The sequence below is a fragment of the Nocardia sp. NPDC004151 genome (assembly GCF_042874235.1).
GTDB lineage: Bacteria > Actinomycetota > Actinomycetes > Mycobacteriales > Mycobacteriaceae > Nocardia.
Map to the genome: position 1 here is coordinate 469536 of NZ_JBIAMR010000004.1, position 14451 is coordinate 483986.

Consider the following 14451-nt stretch of genomic DNA (forward strand, 5'->3'; position numbering starts at 1 on the left):
CGGGCGTTAGGAAGGGATATGGACAATCTGCCCGACCGCCTCGCCCTGCGCGAACTGACCGAGCGTTATGCGGCCCATGCCGATCGCCGCCGCGACGCCGCCATCGCCGAACTCTTCACCGCGGACGGCACATTGGTCATCGACTGGGGATCCGGCCGGCCCGTCACCACGGTCCGCGGGCGCGCCGAGATCGAGGCGGCCATGAAACCCCTCGACCGCTACCGCGTCACCCAGCACCTCATCGCCAACCAACTGCTGGACTTCTCCGGCGACGCGGTCCGCGGCGAGACGTATTGCACCGCCTCCCATGTCTACGACGACGCCGCCGGTCCCAGGATCTTCGTCATGCACATCCGGTACGCCGACACCTTCGCCCGCGACGGCGATCGGTGGCTGTTCCGGGAACGCCGCCTCCATGTGGACTGGACCGAGGATCGCGCGCTGGTGTGATACTGATGCGCGCAGTGTCTATCGACGTTCCATGGAGGGGTACATGAACACGATCACCCGCAGCGTCACCCGGCTGGCCGCGGCCGCCGTCGTCACCGGGGCCGCCTTCACCCTCGGCGCCGGTACCGCCTCGGCCGATGACTGGCCGGTCCAGCAGCCGAACAGCCCGATCTACGTCTTCGAAGCCAAGGGCTTCCTGACCCCCAGCGACCTCGACTACTGGAATCCCTTGGTCGACCGCGCCCGTCTGACCTCGCCATTCGGCAACTCCACCCGGATCGTGTGCTCCGGCTTCCACGGCGTCACCACCAGCTGCTTCCAGGCCGACGCCGACGGCAACCCGCACCAGCTCAAGCGACTGGCGATGAACTACCCCAATGTCACCGGCTATCTGGCGCCCGGCGGCGGGGTCAGCCACTGGGTCTACCCGGGCTTCGTCCCCGGAAGCTGAGCCCCGGCTCCGGCTTCCGCGCAGACGAAGAGGCCCGCCTCCGAAAGGAGACGGGCCTCTTGGCTTTCCGAACCTTACAGGTACTGACCCGTGTTGGACTCGGTGTCGATGGCGCGGCTGGCGCTGGCGTTCTTCCCCGTCACCAAGGTGCGGATGTAGACGATGCGCTCGCCCTTCTTACCCGAGATGCGAGCCCAGTCATCGGGATTCGTGGTGTTGGGCAGGTCCTCGTTCTCGGAGAACTCGTCCACGATCGAATCGTAGAGATGCTGGATGCTCAGACCCGGGTTGCCGGTTTCCAGGACCGACTTGATGGCGTACTTCTTGGCCCGGTCCACGATGTTCTGGATCATGGCGCCGGAGTTGAAGTCCTTGAAGTACAGGACTTCCTTGTCACCGTTGGCATAGGTGACCTCCAGGAAGCGGTTGTCGTCGCTCTCGGCGTACATGCGGTCCACCACGCGTTCGATGGTGGCCTGCACGCACTTGCCGCGGTCGCCGTCGAACTCGTTGAGATCGTCGGAGCGCAGCGGGAGCGTCTCGGTCAGGTACTTGGAGAAGATGTCCTGCGCCGCTTCGGCATCGGGCCGCTCGATCTTGATCTTCACGTCCAGGCGGCCGGGCCGCAGGATCGCGGGGTCGATCATGTCCTCGCGGTTGGAGGCGCCGATCACGATGACGTTCTCCAGGCCCTCGACGCCGTCGATCTCCGAGAGCAACTGCGGCACAACGGTGGTCTCCACGTCGGAGGAGACGCCGGAACCGCGGGTGCGGAAGATGGAGTCCATCTCGTCGAAGAACACGATCACCGGGGTGCCCTCGGACGCCTTCTCGCGGGCCCGCTGGAAGATGATCCGGATGTGGCGCTCGGTCTCACCCACGAACTTGTTGAGCAGCTCGGGGCCCTTGATGTTGAGGAAGAACGACTTGGCTTCCTTGGCGTCCTCACCGCGCGCCTCGGCGATCTTCTTGGCGAGCGAGTTGGCGACGGCCTTGGCGATCAGCGTCTTACCGCAACCGGGAGGACCGTAGAGCAGCACGCCCTTGGGCGGGCGCAGGGCGTACTCGCGGAACAGATCCTTGTGCAGGAACGGCAATTCGACGGCGTCGCGGATCTGCTCGATCTGGCGGGACAGGCCACCGATGTCCTCGTAGTTGACATCCGGGACCTCTTCCAGCACCAGGTCCTCGACCTCGGCCTTGGGGATCCGCTCGAAGGCGAAGCCGGCCTTGGTGTCGACCAGCAGCGAATCACCCGGGCGCAGTTTGCGAATCGGGCGATCCGGGTCCTCGAGGTCGTCCACGTCCACCAGTGCGGACAGCGGACCGGAGAGCCAGACCACGCGCTCCTCGTCGGCGTGCCCGACGACCAGGGCCCGGCGCCCGTCGTCGAGAATCTCACGCAGCGTGCCGATTTCGCCGATGGCGTCGAAGTTCCCGGCCTCCACCACGGTCAGCGCCTCGTTCAAGCGAACGGTCTGGCCGTAGGTGAGGGTGGTGGTGTCGATGTTCGGCGAACAGGTCAGCCGCATCTTGCGTCCGGAGGTGAACACATCGACCGTCTGATCGTCGTACACACCGATGAGAACGCCGTAGCCCGAGGGTGGCTGGCCGAGGCGATCCACTTCCTCACGGAGAGCGACCAGTTGCTGGCGCGCTTCCTTGAGGGTGTCCATCAACTTGGTGTTGCGAATCGTCAGCGAATCAACACGCGCTTCCAATTCCCGTGTGCGATCGGGCGTGTCGGCGAGTTGCCTCCGGAGTGCAGCTGCCTCGGCACGTACGGCCTCGAGTTCCCTCCAGGCTGCCGAATCCGAATGTTCGATGGGGCTCATGATGCTGCTCCTCCCAGTCCCGGTCTATCAACGCTACCGGGCTCTAACCGTTCCCGCTTTCCGACATGGTTTCGTCGTGATCACATCTAGGCTGCGGCCCACGGGCCGAACAGGCATGTTAGCCTGCCCTAACCTGTTTCCGGCGAGTTAACGCCGGCCCGAGCCGAAAGGTGCCGTTGATGCTCCTTCCCACCAGTCGTACTCCTGGTATGCGCAACGTCTCCCGGACGCTTCGTGTTTCCCTGGCTACCGTGGCGGCCCTCGCGGCCGTTACCGCAACTGTGACCGCATGTAGCTCCGACGACAAGGGTTCTTCGTCCACGAATACGTCCGTGTCGTCGGCCGCCGCCGCGCCCGCGCCGACCGCGGAGAGCCTGCAGAGCGTCCTCACGGCCTTCGCCGACCCGGCAAAACCGGCCGCCGACAAAGCCAAACTAGTCGTCGACGGGGACAAGCGTCTCGGAAATATCGAGACCATGAACCAGGGACTCGCGCATTACCAGGTCAGTTTCGCCGTGGGCGAGATCAAACAGGACGGCACCAAGGCCGATGCCAAGGTCAGCGTGACCTCCCCGCACGGCACCATGCCCGACGTTCCGATGGCGTTCCAGTACGCCGACGGCACCTGGAAGCTGTCCGACGCCGGCGCCTGCACCGTCCTAGGAATGGCCCGCGCGGCCTGTGCTTGATCGCCCCTCCGCTTCGCTCCGGGGCGGGTTCGCGGCGCTGGAGGTCTCGTTCTTCCCTCCCTCCGCTCCTCCGCTTCGCTCAGTCCAGAACGAGACGCGCCGCGAACTTCTGGCTGAGCCAAGGAACATGGCACCTCAGCAGCATCCCGCCGCTGAGGTGCCATTTCGGATTTCGGGTCAGCCCTTGGAGGGGCGGCGCTGCGGGCGCGGCGCGGTGACGCCGTCGGCCAGGCGGCGGGCCTTCACCAGGAAGGCGGTGTGGCCCTGCATGCGATGCTCGGGGCGCACGGCCAGGCCGACCACGTGCCACGGGCGGACCATGGACTCCCACGCGGTGGGCTCGGTCCAGCAGCCCTGGCGGCGCAGTCCCTCGACCACCTCCGACAGCTGCGTGGTGGTGGCCACGTAGGCCAGGAAGACGCCGCCGGGGATCAGCGCCTTGGAGACCGCCTCGAGCGCCTCCCACGGCTTGAGCATGTCCAGGACCACCCGGTCGACCTGCTCGCCGGCGTACTCGGTCACATCGCCCAGGGTCAGTTCCCAGTTCTCGGGACGTTCGCCGAAGAATCGCTCGACATTCTTGACGGCGTGCTCGGCGTGGTCCTCGCGGATCTCCCAGGAGATGACCTTGCCCTCGGGGCCGACCGCGCGCAGCAGCGAGCAGGTCAGCGCGCCCGACCCCGCCCCGGCCTCGAGCACCTTCGCGCCGGGGAACATGTCGCCCTCGTGCACGATCTGGGCGGAGTCCTTGGGGTAGATGACCGCCGCGCCGCGCGGCATGGACAGCACGTAGTCGGTGAGCAGGGGGCGCAGCGCCAGGTAGGGGGTGCCCTTGGCGGAGTTCACCACGCAGCCCTCGTCGGCTCCGATGAGGTCGTCGTGGTTGATGTGGCCGGCGTGGGTGTGGAACTCCTTGCCCACCTCCAGGATCACCGTGAACTTGCGCCCCTTGGCGTCGGTCAGCTGTACCCGGTCACCGATCTGGAAAGGGCCGGTCCGTCTGGCCGTCATGAAACTCCGTTCTGCGTGTTGTCGTGAAACGTGCGTCGCTGCGATTGTGCTGCGGCGAGTTCGTGCGCACCTTGTCGGTGCCTGCGTTTAGCCTGCCAGGTATGTCGGTCGACGCGATCAGTACCCCGGAGACAGAGCGGTTCGCGCCGCGGGGGCCCGCGCTGTCCCCTTCGCGCGCAATCGATTTCAAGCAGTGCCCGCTCAAGTACCGGCTGCGGGTGATCGACCAGATCCCGGAGCCGCCCTCGCGGGCGGCGGTGCGCGGCACGGTGGTGCACGCCGTGCTGGAGGCGCTGTTCGGGCTGCCCGCCACCGAGCGGGATGTGGCGGCCGCGGCCGCGCTCATCGAACCCGCCTGGACCGGGGTGCGCGAGTCCCGGCCCGAGGTGGAGTCGCTGATCCCGGACGAGGAACTGCCCGAGTTCCTGGCCGAGGTGCGCAAGCTGGTGGACGTGTACTTCCGGCTCGAGGATCCGGCCGGGTTCGAGCCCGAGTCGTGCGAGACCTTCATCGAGGCCGATCTGCCCGACGGCACCCCGCTGCGCGGCATCGTGGACCGCATCGACCGCTCGGCCGACGGGAACCTGCACGTCATCGACTACAAGACCGGCCGCGCCCCGGGCCTGGCGTACGAGACCCGGGCGCTGTTCCAGCTGAAGTTCTACGCCCTGGTCCTGCTCCGCACCCAGGGCCGGGCCCCGGCGCAGCTGCGGCTGATGTACCTGACCGACGGCGTCACCCTGACCTACGCCCCGGATCCGGAGGAGCTGCTGCGCTTCGAGCGGATCCTGTCGGCGCTGTGGGCGGCCATCGTCACCGCCGCCGAGACCGGCGAGTTCCCGCCCAGCCCGGGCTGGATGTGCCAGTACTGCGATTTCAAGCGACTATGCCCCGAATTCGGCGGCACGCCACCGCCTTTCCCGTCCGGTCAGGACGAGCCGGAGCCCGGCCCGGCCTGACCCGGCAGCGGGATCAGAAGGCGCGGCAGGACCGGATGTCGGTGGCCAGGATGGCCTTGGCGCCCAGGTCGGCGAGCTGGTCCATGAGCTCGTTGCCATTCTTGCGCGGCACCAGCGCGCGCACCGCGACCCAGTCGGGATCGGTGAGCGGGGACACGGTCGGCGACTCCAGGCCGGGGGTGATCTCGACGGCCCGCTCCAGCAGCGCCTTGGGGCAGTCGTAGTCCAGCATCAGGTACTGCTGGGCGAAGACCACGCCCTGGATGCGGGCGACGAGCTGGTTGCGGGCCTTGTCGTTCTGGTCCGCGCCCTTGGCCTCGATGAGCACGCCTTCGGAGTCGCACAGCGACTCGCCGAAGGCGACCAGGTTGTGCTGGCGCAGGGTGCGGCCGGAGCCGACGACGTCGGCGATGGCGTCGGCGACACCGAGCTGGATGGAGATCTCGACCGCGCCGTCGAGGCGGATGACCTCGGCCTCGAGGCCGCGCGCCTTGAGGTCGCCCCGGACCAGGTTCGGGTAGGAGGCGGCGATGCGCTTGCCCTGCAGGTCCTCGACCTTCCATTCGCGCCCGGCGGGGGCGGCGTAGCGGAAGGTGGAGCGGCCGAAGCCCAGGGCGAGCCGCTCCTGCACCGGCGCACCGGAATCCAGGGCCAGGTCGCGGCCGGTGATGCCGAGGTCGAGCTCGCCGGAGCCGACGTAGATGGCGATGTCCTTGGGCCGCAGGAAGTAGAACTCGACCTGGTTGACCGGGTCGAGCACGCTCAGTTCACGGGAGTCGGTGCGCTTGCGGTAGCCCGCCTCGGTGAGGATGCCGACGGCGGATTCGGACAGGGCGCCCTTGTTCGGGACTGCGACGCGAAGCATGGGAGGTCCTTTCGGAATGGGAAGGGAAGACGTGGCCGACGGGGGACGGAAAGGTCGCTCCGCACGGTGTGTGCGGAGCGACCGGTGCGTCACAGATGTCGGTACACGTCCTCGAGCCGCAGCCCGCGGCCCACCATCAGCACCTGCACCCAATACAGCAGCTGCGAGATCTCCTCGGAGAGCTCGTCGTCGCTCTGGTACTCGGCCGCGATCCAGACCTCGCCGGCTTCCTCGAGCACCTTCTTGCCCTGCGCATGCACGCCGGCGTCCAGGGCGGCGACGGTGCCCGACCCCTCGGGGCGGTTGGCGGCACGATCCTGCAGCTCGGCGAACAGGGCTTCGAAAGATTTCACGGGGAGTGATTCTCTCAGACGGGCGCACACTCCCCGCAATCGGTTATACGGTGAGCAGTTCGGTGAGTTCGGCCACGGCCACCCGCAGCTGGTCGGCGAACTCGTGCATCTGCCGCGCGACGTGCTTGGGCGTGGCCAGGTAGAGGTTCCAGCGGTCGGGCAGCAGCACGTAGGCGATGCCGATGCACTTGGGGCTGGTGGAGCCGAAACCGAAGTACTGGATGTTCACCGACGGCGCGGAGCTGGTGCTCAGGCAGTCGTCACGGGTGATGGTCCAGCCGGGGCTGTCGAAGAACGGCATCGCCTCGGTCGCGCCGAGCTGTTCGCCGCGGCGGCGCTGGATCCACTGCAGTTCCCACAGGTGCTGTTCGGGAGCCTCGCCGCGCTGGCATTCCTGGGCGCGGCGCACGTGCGCCTCGGCGGCGGTGCGCAGGGCCACCAGTTTGCGGTCCCGGTCCACGGCCGGATCCTCCATGGCGGCAACGAAATCCAGCATCTCGTGGGTGATGACGCGCATGGCCTCGGTGCGGCCGTTGCGGAACTGGCGGGTGGCGATGGATTCGTAGGTCGCCCCGTTGAGGCCCTTGCTGCGGCGGTGCGCGAGCTGGTAGCTCAGCTGGGCCAGCGCGTCCGGGGAGATGCCGAGCTGCTTGGCGCGCTGGGTGCCGAAGTCGAACGACACCGTGGAGGTGGCGGTGTCGGCGGCGAACTGGGCGAACGAGGCGGCGGCCGAGGCGATCTCGGTGCGGGCCTCGGGACCGAAGGTGAACTCGACGGGTTCGACGGCGGGCAGGCCCTGCGCCTGCGCGCCGGATTGCGCGGCGTGGTCGCCGACCGGCGCTTCGAGCAGGGTGTCGACGAAGGACAGGATGGTGGTGCCGTCCAGACCGCAGTGCTCGACATTGATGCCGGCCTCGCCGTCGGCGAACACGACGAACGACACCGCCTTGTCGAACCAGCGGTTGCCGCTGTCGCCGTGCAGCAGCTGGTCGCAGGCGTGCAGGGTGTCGCGGGGCGCGAAGTCCTCGAGGCAGACGCAGAACAGCGCGGTCTCGATGGTCTCGAAGGCGGCGGCGTTGGCGGGCCGCAGGGCGGCGTACAGCGGGGCCCAGTCGGCGCGAGCCATGGTGGTGAGGTGCCCGGCGGCGGAATTGGTGGCGGCCCGGCGCGCCCCGGCCTTCATGACCGCACGCAGGCCGTCGGTGAGGTCCTCGGGGGTGTGCGGGACGCCGCCGACGCCGATGACGTCCATCCGGAACATGTTGCCGCGGTAGAAGACCACGATGTGGCGGGCTTCGGAGTGCCCGGGCCATTCCTCGCTGTAGGGCACGCGCACGGTGTCCTGCGGTGCGCCGGGAATGCGTGTCTCGGAGAACAGGAACTTGTTCTGCGCCATATTGAGTCGCGTGCCGCGCTGGGTGGCGGGCGGGATCTCCTCGGCGTCCAGGCGCAGCTTGTAGTTCACCGCCGCCGAGATCAGGGCCGCGGCGCGTTCGCTCTGGTCGGAGCCGGTGGAGCCGGCCAGGGCGGTGTCATCGCGGAACAGGAAGAAGAAGTTGGCGTTCAACGCGATTCGGTCGCGACGGCCCAGGTAGCGGGAGGGCCAGAACTCGTCGAGCCAGCTGCCGACGCCCGGGGTGGCGTCGAAGCGCTCCAGGTCCGCGTGCAGGGTGCGGGCGGGGCCCTCGGGGCGCAGCAGGTCCTCGACGGTGGCGGCGGTGGCCGCGTACTCGTCGGAGGTCAGCAGCGGCGCGCACCAGTGCAGGAAGCGGGTGCAGCTCTCCTCCAGGGTGGGCAGCGGGACGCGGGGCAGCTGCTCGTCGAAGGCGAAGGTGCTGTCGCTCAAGGGGTGTCCTCATGGTCGATGGGGTTGGGGCAGCCTGGCTGTGCACACGTGTCACCGTCCCCCGGCGGTCACGCCACCATTCTTGCCATCGTTACCGTCCGGGCGCCACATTTTCGCGCGAAACCGCCACGGACCGACCAGGATGTGGTTTTACTGCGCGACAACAGTTTTCATGCGGCTATCCGGTTTATTCCGAACCGACCGGTTTGTTCACTCCGGGTCGCCGAGTTCCTTCACCACCCGCGGCACCTCGTCGGCGGGCAAGTAGCAGCCGGATTGTTCGAAGCCGCCGATGGTATGGACCTTGTGGTCGGCGTACCCGATGCGCAGGAAGTCGTCACCGGCCAGGCCGTGCACGGCCCAGTCGAAGGCCACCCGGGCGCGGGCGACGATGGTGCGCAGCGCCATGAGATGGTAGCCGCGAGCCACGAATTGCGCCGGCACGCCCCGCAATCCGACGCCGAGCGGCCGGGCCAGCGCGTCACGCCCGCCCAGGTCGACCACCATGCCCAGGTCCGGATGCCGGTAGGGCGCGGGCGTTTCGCCGCGCAGCGTCGCGACCAGGTTCTTGCCCAGGTGCCGTCCTTGGCGCATGGCGTGCTGCGCGGTGGGCGCGCAGACCTGGCCGTCGCCTTCGGCGGTGTCGGGGACCGCGGCCGCGTCGCCCATCGCCCACACCCCCGGCAGGCCCGGGACCGACAGGTCGGCCTGGGCGATGATGCGCCCCTTGTCGGTTTCCGCGCCCAGATGCGCCGCCAGGGGGCTGGGGGCGACCCCGGCGGTCCACAACACCGTGCGGGACGGGATGAATCGACCGTTGGTGAGTTTCACGCCGTTGGCGGTGACCTCCGCGGCGGAGGCGCCGGTGATGAGTTCGATGCCGCGTTCGGCCAGAATCCTTTTCGCCTCGGCACCGAGCTTGTCGCCGAGTTCGGGCATGATGCGGTCGCCGCGGGTGACCAGGTGCCAGCGCACCATGCCGGACTCGACCTCGGGGAAGAACCGTCCGGCGGCGGCGCGGCAGACCTTGTTGAGGACGGCGGCGGTCTCGGTTCCGGCGTAGCCCGCGCCGATGGTGACGAAGTTCAGTCGTTCCTGGTCCTCGTCGAGGCCGCCGCGCACGGCGGCGATATCCAGCTGCCGCAGCACGTGGTCGCGCAGGTACATGGCCTCGGCCAGGGTCTTCATGCCGAATCCGTGCTCCTGCAAGCCCGGAACGTCCATGATGCGGGTGATGGAGCCGGGCGCCAGGACGAGCTGGTCGTATTCGAGGGCGGTTTCGCGGCCGGAGGTGCGGGTGCGGCGCACCACCACCCGCCGGGTGCCGGGCTCCACGCCGACGGCCATGCCGGGCACCACCTCGGTGCGGCGCAGCAGCCGGCGCAGCGGCACCGACACCGAGCGCGGGTTGAGGGTGCCGGAGGCGACCTGCGGCAGCAGCGGCAGATACAGCAGTCCGGCGTCCGGGGATACGAGTTGGATGAACGCCTCCTCGGGGCGGAGGCATCGCTCCAGATAGCGGGCGCATTCCACGCCCGCGAATCCACCGCCGATGATCACGATCTTCGCTGGTGCCACGACTTCACCGTAGCTCGTACCGCCCGATTCGACGTGAATCCGGCGATTTCCGGGTCCGCGGAATCAGTGTTCGCGCTCGGTACCGGGTTTCGGGCGCGACAGGTACAGCTGGGCGTAGAGCCAGCCGTCGGATTCGGCGTCGGTGGTGTCGATTCCCTTGCCCGCCAGGGCGTTCAGCACCCGCGCCTGTTCGTCCGGGGAGGCGAAGCGGCGCTGCCGGTACACGCCCGGAGCGCGTTCGGTGTGGTAGCCGAGGGTCTCCAGGTGCACCGCGATGGGGTCGAAGGCGAACATGCGGAGCACGAAATGCGCCATCCACGGGAGCTTCCCGCCGTGTGCGCGGGCCACCCGCAGCAGGGTGTGTTCGGTGATGTAGCCGACGCAGCCGGTGGAGATGATCAGGTCGGCCCCGGCCAGCGTCTGCCGCTGGTCTTCGGTGGGTTCGGCCGATTCCAGGTCGGCGTGCACGACTTCGTCGAGGAAGCCCGCGGCGTGGCCGTAGTCGAGGGCGGGGCGGGAGGCGTCCATGCCGATGAAGCGGACTCCGGGCAGCCGGTCGCCGGAGCGCAGCAGGGCGCGGTCGCGGTCGAGCAGGGCGGCGGTGTCGTCACCGTCGCGGCCGCGGTAGTGCCCGGACAGTTCGGTCATGGTGGTGTCGAGGCGCAGCAGGGCCGCGTTGACGCCGTAGGAGCAGCCGAGGTCGAGGACCGCGGGGGCGGCGATGCCGGTGGCGGACCGGTATTCGTCGAGCAGTTTCTGGAAGTGCGGCTTCGCCAATTCCGGTATCTGGTAGTCCAATTCGGCCATGCGGGCGTAGTACTGGCGGGGATCGGGCCGATCGTAGATGTCGTCGAAGGAGGCTTTTCCGGTGGAACTGTGCAACGAAACCGGCACGCGCTGGTCCCCTCTCAGTCGAGCAATCGGTCGCCGCGGATCTCGCCGACCGCCAGATGATCCGGCGTCACCCGCCCGAACAGCTGCCGGGTCCGCTCGGCGGTGCCGATCAGTCCCGGACTGTCGCTGTAGGCGAAGATCGCCGAATGCCGTTGCACCGCACCGTGTACCGGTGCGACCCGGTGCAACGAGAACCTTCCCTGGAACAACTGCAGGTCTCCGGGCCGCAGGGCCAGCCGGCGGATGAACCGTTCCCCGTCGCCGGTGAGCACGGCGCGCACGTCGGCGAAGTTCTCCGCCTCCCGCGACCGGATCCCCGGGCAATACTCGAACACCCCACCGTCTTCCGGCTCCTGGGTGAGCATGCTGACGGTGAATTCGTTGGTGTCGAAGTGCCAGGGATGCGACTGCCCCGGCGTGACCACATTGAGGCACAGTCCGGCCAGCGGATCGCTGTACTCGTGCAGTTCGGCGAGCCCGAAGCAGTCGGCCACGAACCGCTGGAACCGGGTGTCGATGTAGAGCCGGTGGATCAGCGCCGCACGCGGAATGAGATCCCGTGCGACGAAAGCGTTTCCACGCTGCAGCACGATCCGCCCCGGATGATCGGTGGGCAGCCCCGCGTCGAAGGGAATGTTGTACGCGTTGACGTTCTCGACGGTGTAGTGCGCCCGCGGAGCCAGCTCCTCGCCCTCGCTCCGCAGCGTCTCCACCAGCTCGGGCCGGATGAACCCCCGCAGGACGCAACATCCCCCCGCCGCCAGCTCGGTCCGCGCCCCCTCCACCGCCCGCAGCCACCCGTCACTCCCCGGCGAATCCAGTGGATACCGCCCGACATCGACCCCCGGAACGCTCCCCTGCCCAACCGCAACCATGGGCCCATTCTCGCGAACCGACCGCCCGACACGCCCGAAAAGCTCCCCGATTGTGAATTGCCACTTTTCCTGCGCCCCACCAGTTTTGATGTGGTATTGGCACCGCGGAGCAACGTGTCGCACGCCCGTTTGACAACCGCGTTCAGAGGAGTACACCGGTAGTGAGAGGACCGGTCGGATGGGCAGTCACGGATCGTGGGAGACCGTCAACCGGGCACTGAATCGCGTGTCCGGGCCGGGGAGGCGCGGGACCGAGTGGACGACCTATCTGTGTCCGGTGCACGAGGCGGATGGGCGACGGCATCGGGCCTCGCTGGGAGTGGTCTACAACCCGTCGCGGCAGCGGACCGTGGTGCGATGCTTCGCCGGATGCTCGGATGTGGAGGTGTTGGAGCGCGTCGGATTGCGGGTGCGGGATCTGTTCGACGCGCCCCCGGAGCCGAGGACGGGACACCGGCGGAGCGCGCGGGAACCAGCGGTGGCGGATCGGGCGATTCTCGCGGCGGGGCTGGCGCTTTCGGTGCATCGGAAGGATGTCGGGCCGCGGATCGGGAGGCCGCGCCGAATGGCGGCGTACGTGTACCGGTGGCCGGACGGGGGCGTTGCCGGGTGTGTGGTGCGGGTGCGGACGTTGCATCGGCAGGGATATGTGAAGTCGTTCTATCAGCGGCGGCTGACCGAGAACGGCTGGGAATCCGGGGGTTTCGCGCGGGTTCCGTTCCATCTGCCGGAGGTGATCGAGGCGGTGGCGGAGGGGCGCGACATCTTCGTGTGCGAGGGCGAGGCGGATGTGCTGACGGCGACACGGGCCGGGTTGACCGCCACCTGCAATGCCGGGGGTGCCAGCGGGTGGTATCGGGAGCACGCGGAGTGGCTGCGGGGCGCGCGGCGGGTGTGGGTGGTGGCGGATCGGGACGCACCGGGGTATCGGCACGCGGCGCACGTGGCGGAGTCGCTGGTCGATGCGGTGGCCCAGGTGCGGGTGGTGCAGGCGCGGGACGGGAAGGATCTGACCGATCACTGCAATGCGGGGCATCTGGTGTCGGAGTTGGATCCGGTTCCGGTGCTGGACGCGCATTTTCGCGGGGGGTGAGTCAGCCGGCAGTGGTGACGGCGCGCTGGTAGCGTGTGATGAGGGTGCGCAGGGCGGTGACCAGTTCCGGGGAGTCGACGATGTCGAAGTCGGCGTCCAGGAGGCCCAGGCTCGCTGGGCCGCCCAGCTGCCAGGCACCGGCTGGGAGCGTGGCATCCCCGAGGCCCGACTCCGCGAGCTCGCCCGGTATTGGCGCACCGAATTCGATTGGCGGGCACAGGAAGCGAAGCTCAACGCCTTCCCTCAGTTCGCCACCGAGATCGACGGCCAGATCATCCACTTCCTGCATGTCCGCTCGACGCGACCGGACGCACGGCCACTGCTGATCACCCACGGATTCCCGAGCTCGGTCGCCGAATTCGTGGGCCTGATCGGCCTGCTCACCGATCCGGACGAGGGCCCGGCCTTCCACGTGATCGCGCCCTCCCTGCCCGGATACGCCCTGTCGACTCCGCTGTCGGGAACCGGCTGGACCATGGCGCGAACCGCCCGCGCCTGGATCGAGCTGATGGCCCGCCTGGGTTACGACCGCTACGGCGTGCACGGCGGCGATGTCGGCAGCGGGGTCTCGGGTCTGGTCGCGGCGCTGGACGGCGAGCATGTGACCGGCGTGCACGTGGTCACCGATCCGCTCACCGCCGCGAATGTCGCCACCTTCCTGCCGGGCATGGCCGAGGGCCTGGATCCGAACGATCCGGTGGACAAGGTGATCCTGGACCGGATGGACGCCTTCCGCCGGGAGGGCTCGGGCTATCTGGCGATCCAGAACTCCCGACCACAGACCATCGGGTACGGCCTGGTCGATTCGCCACTGCTGCAATTGGCCTGGATCGCCGAGAAGTTCGAGGCGTGGACCGATCTGCCGGTCGACCGCGATCAGCTGCTGACCACGATCAGCCTGTACTGGTTCACCGGGTCGGGCGTCTCGGCCGCGCACACGCTCTACGAGCAGGCGCATTCCTCGGAGTGGGGTGCGCCGCCCGCGGTGCCGCAGGGTTTCGCGATCTTCGGCGCGGACGAGACCGTGCGCCGGGTCGTCCCGGCGCCGGCCGATGCCCACTGGTCGGAATTCGAACGCGGCCTGCACTTCCCGGCCATGGAGGACCCGGCCGGCCTGGCCACCGATCTCCAGGGCTTCTTCGGCCCCCTGCACTGAGCCCGGTCAGGTGGCGGCGATGCGCCGATCCAGTTCCGCGATCAGGCGTTTCGCCGCCACCGTCCGGTAGGCGTCCTCGACGATCTCGGTGATCTCGTCCCAGTCCACGTCCACATCCAGGTACACCCCGAGCCAGCCGCGATGCCCCACATACGGAGGCCGGTAGAACCGCCCGGGCTCGGCCGACACCAGTTCGGCCTGTACCCCGGCCGGTGCCGCGCACCAGAATCCGACCCGTTCGTCGTGGTGGTGGTCGGCGAACATGACGAACATCTTCTTCCCGCCCGCGAACCACGCGGGCTCGCCGTGGCTGACGCGTTCACTCACCTCGGGCAGCCCGGCGCACACGCCGCGCAGCGATTCCAGCACCCTGTCCATACCCGCAGGGTAGGCGAC

General features: G+C 68.5%; 15 protein-coding genes. 6 read left to right on the forward strand and 9 right to left on the reverse strand.

Translation table 11 applies throughout. From position 1 onward, the window contains the following. The first annotated feature begins 18 nt into the window (after positions 1–18). Both ACFYTS_RS12980 and ACFYTS_RS12985 read left to right on the forward strand, forming a co-directional pair. Positions 19–450, forward strand: a complete 432-nt coding sequence (locus tag ACFYTS_RS12980; RefSeq protein WP_387303659.1) for a nuclear transport factor 2 family protein — start codon at positions 19–21, stop codon at positions 448–450. Positions 451–493: 43 nt separating this feature from the next. Further along, positions 494–901 carry a hypothetical protein gene (locus ACFYTS_RS12985; RefSeq protein WP_357284033.1) on the forward strand — a complete coding sequence of 136 codons (408 nt, stop codon included), beginning with the start codon at positions 494–496 and terminating at the stop codon, positions 899–901. Positions 902–975: 74 nt separating this feature from the next. On the opposite strand, the gene arc is transcribed toward ACFYTS_RS12985, so the two are convergent. Further along, the gene (gene arc / locus ACFYTS_RS12990) at positions 976–2736 is read right to left on the reverse strand and encodes a proteasome ATPase (RefSeq protein ID WP_357284036.1); all 1761 of its coding nucleotides are present in this window, start codon (positions 2734–2736) and stop codon (positions 976–978) included. 332 nt (positions 2737–3068) lie between these two features. Between arc and ACFYTS_RS12995 the strand changes: the two genes are divergently transcribed. Beyond that, on the forward strand, positions 3069–3425 hold the full coding sequence (locus ACFYTS_RS12995) for a hypothetical protein (RefSeq protein WP_387303664.1): 357 nt from the start codon (positions 3069–3071) through the stop codon (positions 3423–3425). A 177-nt stretch (positions 3426–3602) separates the two neighbouring features. On the opposite strand, the gene ACFYTS_RS13000 is transcribed toward ACFYTS_RS12995, so the two are convergent. Next, complete coding sequence (locus ACFYTS_RS13000) at positions 3603–4436, reverse strand: tRNA (adenine-N1)-methyltransferase (RefSeq protein WP_357284042.1); 834 nt, start codon at positions 4434–4436, stop codon at positions 3603–3605. A gap of 101 nt (positions 4437–4537) precedes the next feature. Between ACFYTS_RS13000 and ACFYTS_RS13005 the strand changes: the two genes are divergently transcribed. After that, entirely contained in the window at positions 4538–5395 is an 858-nt protein-coding gene (locus ACFYTS_RS13005; RefSeq protein ID WP_387303667.1) for a RecB family exonuclease, read from the forward strand. Between the two features lie 13 nt (positions 5396–5408). Here the strand turns inward: ACFYTS_RS13005 and hisG are convergent, their stop codons facing one another. The 6 genes from hisG to ACFYTS_RS13035 all read right to left on the reverse strand — a co-directional run bounded on the left by hisG (position 5409) and on the right by ACFYTS_RS13035 (position 11806). Next, positions 5409–6260 (reverse strand): ATP phosphoribosyltransferase, encoded by an 852-nt coding sequence (gene hisG, locus ACFYTS_RS13010; RefSeq protein WP_357284047.1) that lies wholly within the window; start codon positions 6258–6260, stop codon positions 5409–5411. An 89-nt stretch (positions 6261–6349) separates the two neighbouring features. Further along, the gene (locus ACFYTS_RS13015) at positions 6350–6613 is read right to left on the reverse strand and encodes a phosphoribosyl-ATP diphosphatase (RefSeq protein WP_357085381.1); all 264 of its coding nucleotides are present in this window, start codon (positions 6611–6613) and stop codon (positions 6350–6352) included. A 43-nt stretch (positions 6614–6656) separates the two neighbouring features. Beyond that, positions 6657–8459: a choline/carnitine O-acyltransferase gene (locus ACFYTS_RS13020; protein ID WP_387303671.1), complete on the reverse strand. Its 1803-nt coding sequence runs from the start codon at positions 8457–8459 to the stop codon at positions 6657–6659. Positions 8460–8669: 210 nt separating this feature from the next. Continuing rightward, positions 8670–10037, reverse strand: a complete 1368-nt coding sequence (locus ACFYTS_RS13025) for an NAD(P)/FAD-dependent oxidoreductase (RefSeq protein WP_387303674.1) — start codon at positions 10035–10037, stop codon at positions 8670–8672. Positions 10038–10100: 63 nt separating this feature from the next. After that, positions 10101–10931: a class I SAM-dependent methyltransferase gene (locus tag ACFYTS_RS13030; RefSeq protein WP_357284055.1), complete on the reverse strand. Its 831-nt coding sequence runs from the start codon at positions 10929–10931 to the stop codon at positions 10101–10103. A gap of 14 nt (positions 10932–10945) precedes the next feature. Then, positions 10946–11806 carry an arpA protein gene (locus ACFYTS_RS13035; RefSeq protein ID WP_357284058.1) on the reverse strand — a complete coding sequence of 287 codons (861 nt, stop codon included), beginning with the start codon at positions 11804–11806 and terminating at the stop codon, positions 10946–10948. Between the two features lie 277 nt (positions 11807–12083). On the opposite strand from ACFYTS_RS13035, the gene ACFYTS_RS13040 reads away from it, so the two are divergent. Next, positions 12084–12899 (forward strand): toprim domain-containing protein, encoded by an 816-nt coding sequence (locus ACFYTS_RS13040; protein WP_387303677.1) that lies wholly within the window; start codon positions 12084–12086, stop codon positions 12897–12899. Next, positions 12832–14055 carry an epoxide hydrolase family protein gene (locus ACFYTS_RS13045; RefSeq protein ID WP_387303679.1) on the forward strand — a complete coding sequence of 408 codons (1224 nt, stop codon included), beginning with the start codon at positions 12832–12834 and terminating at the stop codon, positions 14053–14055. Before ACFYTS_RS13040 ends, ACFYTS_RS13045 begins: the two co-directional genes overlap by 68 nt. A gap of 6 nt (positions 14056–14061) precedes the next feature. Here ACFYTS_RS13045 and ACFYTS_RS13050 read toward each other — a convergent pair whose 3' ends face one another. Then, entirely contained in the window at positions 14062–14433 is a 372-nt protein-coding gene (locus tag ACFYTS_RS13050; protein ID WP_387303681.1) for an MmcQ/YjbR family DNA-binding protein, read from the reverse strand. Positions 14434–14451 lie beyond the last annotated feature (18 nt).

What these genes read in the sequence shown, in the direction of transcription:
- ACFYTS_RS12980 (WP_387303659.1), top strand. Translation starts at nt 19, where the DNA reads ATGGACAATCTGCCCGACCGCCTCGCCCTGCGCGAACTGACCGAGCGT.
- ACFYTS_RS12985 (WP_357284033.1), top strand. Translation starts at nt 494, where the DNA reads ATGAACACGATCACCCGCAGCGTCACCCGGCTGGCCGCGGCCGCCGTC.
- arc (WP_357284036.1), bottom strand. Translation starts at nt 2,736, where the DNA reads ATGAGCCCCATCGAACATTCGGATTCGGCAGCCTGGAGGGAACTCGAG.
- ACFYTS_RS13000 (WP_357284042.1), bottom strand. Translation starts at nt 4,436, where the DNA reads ATGACGGCCAGACGGACCGGCCCTTTCCAGATCGGTGACCGGGTACAG.
- ACFYTS_RS13005 (WP_387303667.1), top strand. Translation starts at nt 4,538, where the DNA reads ATGTCGGTCGACGCGATCAGTACCCCGGAGACAGAGCGGTTCGCGCCG.
- hisG (WP_357284047.1), bottom strand. Translation starts at nt 6,260, where the DNA reads ATGCTTCGCGTCGCAGTCCCGAACAAGGGCGCCCTGTCCGAATCCGCC.
- ACFYTS_RS13035 (WP_357284058.1), bottom strand. Translation starts at nt 11,806, where the DNA reads ATGGTTGCGGTTGGGCAGGGGAGCGTTCCGGGGGTCGATGTCGGGCGG.
- ACFYTS_RS13045 (WP_387303679.1), top strand. Translation starts at nt 12,832, where the DNA reads ATGCGGGGCATCTGGTGTCGGAGTTGGATCCGGTTCCGGTGCTGGACG.
- ACFYTS_RS13050 (WP_387303681.1), bottom strand. Translation starts at nt 14,433, where the DNA reads ATGGACAGGGTGCTGGAATCGCTGCGCGGCGTGTGCGCCGGGCTGCCC.